Genomic DNA, 2,762 nt, shown 5'->3' with positions numbered 1-2,762 from the left:
ACTTCGCGCGGCAGCTGACCACCTTCCGCACCGGCGGGCCGCACGGCACGACGGCGCTGATGGAGTTCGGCCGGTTCTTCGCCGGCGAGCTCTGGCACGCGTACAGTCGCGCGGCCGATCGCGCGGACGGCGGAGCGGTCGATCGCGCGTACAGCGGCGTTGCCAGGCGCGCTGCCAGGCGGGCGGACAGCCGTGCGGGAGGGGCCGCGGAGTGGTGCGCGTGCGGCGCGTGGGCGTGGGTCACGGGACGTTCCTGCCGGGGGCGGAGGCGGGAGGTGCGGGGGTGTTCGCGGTGGGGTGGAGACGGGGGGTATGGGACGGCTGATCCTGTAGGGTAACCGGACATGCCGGGCCTGAGGGCCTGGTCAGGCCCGTTCGGCCGGACGCGCCGGGAGGACCGGGGAGGCTCCGGCCGCCCCCCGGGAGGTGTGATGCGGCGTTCGCTGGCAATCGTGCTCGTCGTCGCGGGCGCGTTCCTGACCACGCTCGCCCCGCTGATCCGCTTCTACGTGTCGGACCAGGTCGTCCAGGCTCCGCTGAACCGCTACGAGCGGGTCCGGCTGGAGGCCGCGAACGCCAGCGTCTTCGACATGGCCTCGCTGAAGCTCAAGACGGGCATGACCCTGCTCGCCGACAGCACCATCCGCGGCGACGTGAAGGCGAACGGCGGGAACGAGCGGATCGCCGTCTGGGACTCCTCGACCACCGTCACCGACAAGGCCACCGGCAAGCAGGTCAGCCTCCAGGCGTTCCGGATGGCCTTCGACCGCCGTACCGCGCTGCTGGTGAACTGCTGCGCGGCCAACGTCGGCGGCGACGTCAACGTGCGGATGTTCGGGTACGGGCTGCTGTTCCCGATCGCGGACGTGCACAAGCGCGACTACCCGTTCTACGACACCACCACCCGCCGCACGCTGCCGATGCGGTACAGCGGCGAGGAGCAGGTCGCGGGCGTGCGGACCTACCGGTTCGTCCAGGAGGTCCCGCTGGTGAAGGTCGAGACGATGGGCGTGAAGATGCCCGGCGACATGCTCGGCCTCGGCAAGGACTCCTACCCGCAGCGCGTGGACCGCTACTTCGAGGCCGTCAACACCCAGTGGGTCGACCCGCGGACGGGCATCCCGGTCAAGCAGGAGCAGAAGATCACCCAGTCGCTCCGCAACCGGGACGGCACGGGCCGCCTGGTCGTCGCGGACGCCGACCTGGTCACCGTCCCGGAGGACCAGGGGCACCTGGCGGCGCTGTCGAACAAGTCCGCCACGCAGATCGCCTGGACGCGGGTCTACGGTCCCGTCGTCGCGTTGCTCCTCGGCCTCGGGATGCTCTGCGCCGGGTCGACGATGACGCTCATGCGCAGGCGCGACGTGCCGCCGCCCCCGATCGCGCCGCGCGGACCGGACGGCCGCTTCGGCGGTCTCGCCGCGGGCCCGCCGCCGGGCACCCGCCGGCGCGCGCACCCGGCCGCCGGGTCGGCTCGGGCCCGCCGCCAGGCGCGCCCGTCCACCCGGCAGCCGCGCCGCCTCGGCGACCGCACCTGACCCGCCCCGCCCCCACCCCTCCCCGTCCCTCCCGACTCACCCCGGACCCGCCCCGCGGCGGACTCCGGGGTGTTCGCGCTGGCGGCGGGCCGGGTTGAGCGGCCGGTCATGTTCCCGCCGCGCCCGCCTCAGTTCGGGGTTGGCGGGGGAGAGGTCCCTCACTCCTCCGGCATGTCACAAACAGTGATCAATTAACTACTCTAAGTCCCCAACCGGTGCCGTCCCACGGGATCGCCCGGTTTGGGGACGGTCGGACGAGCAGGAGGGAGGTGCTCGGAATGGCTGCTGTGAGGCGTCTCCTCACCGACCGGCGGGCGGCGCGCATGGGCGCGTACCTGGTCTACCCCTGGTAGGGCCCGCCTGAGCACCCGTCGCCCCGGCGGCGGGCGCTCCCGGGCGGAGTGCCGGCGGCCCTGTGCGGCGGTGCTCCGTCCGGTCCTCGTTCCCGGCACGAGAACACGGAGGAGGGTGCGATGAAACGGCCGCCGGTCCCGCGCGACGGCGTGATCCCCGGTGTGGGCGCGTACGAGACGGACCGTCCGGGCTTCCTGATGGCGGGCACGGCCCGCTTCGGCGACGTGTGGCAGGTCGCCCCGCACGTCCACATGGTCGCCGGGCTGGACGGCACCCGGCAGGTGCTGCGCCGCACCGGGCAGGAGTTCGGCACGCCGCGCGGGACGTTCGCGCTGCCGTCCCGGGCCCGCCGGGAGAACGAGGCCGTCGAGGCGATGCGCATCCGGACCCTCCGGCACGGCCGGGTCGCCCGGAACGCGGGCGTGCTGGCCGTCGGCGCGGCCGAGCTGGCCGACTCCTGGCCGGTCGGCGGCGAGACCGAGGCGCTGCCCCGGCTCGCCGACGCGGTCGCCGAGATGACCGCGCGCTACCACTTCGGCCCCGACGCCGACGAGCTGCTGCACGCGGAGACCGAGCTGGTCCGGCTGCGCGGCACGGTCGGCCCCCGCTACGTCCACCTGCCGGGATGGGTTCCGGTCCCCGCCCGGCTGCGGGTCCGGCACTGCCGGCAGCGCCTGGCCGCGCGGATCGAGCGGGTGGTCGACCGGCGCGTCGAGGTCGCGGCGTTCGGGACGGGCGGGGACGTGCTCGGCGAGCTGATGCGCGCCTGCGCCCGCAGCGGCGTGAACCCGGCGGTGTACCTGCCGTTCCGCATGGTCACGGCGATGGTCGCGGCGCGCGAGATGGTCGGGCCGGCGGCCGGGTGGGTGG

At 74.5% G+C, this 2,762-nt stretch carries 2 protein-coding genes; both read left to right on the top strand.

The annotated features are described in order from the left end of the window. The first annotated feature begins 431 nt into the window (after positions 1–431). Positions 432–1,538 (top strand): cell envelope lipid trafficking protein PgfA, encoded by a 1,107-nt coding sequence (gene pgfA, locus AB0J52_RS35060; protein ID WP_500187206.1) that lies wholly within the window; start codon positions 432–434, stop codon positions 1,536–1,538. 473 nt (positions 1,539–2,011) lie between these two features. Then, on the top strand, positions 2,012–2,762 hold a 751-nt coding region (locus tag AB0J52_RS35055; RefSeq protein ID WP_500187205.1), incomplete at its 3' end, for a hypothetical protein.

Source organism: Spirillospora sp. NPDC049652 (genome assembly GCF_040675125.1).
Taxonomy (GTDB): domain Bacteria; phylum Actinomycetota; class Actinomycetes; order Streptosporangiales; family Streptosporangiaceae; genus Spirillospora.
This window is presented reverse-complemented; position numbering and strand designations above follow the sequence as displayed.

Bases quoted from the DNA above. Each gene is read 5' to 3' on its own strand.
- pgfA (WP_500187206.1), top strand. From the start codon at position 432: ATGCGGCGTTCGCTGGCAATCGTGCTCGTCGTCGCGGGCGCGTTCCTG.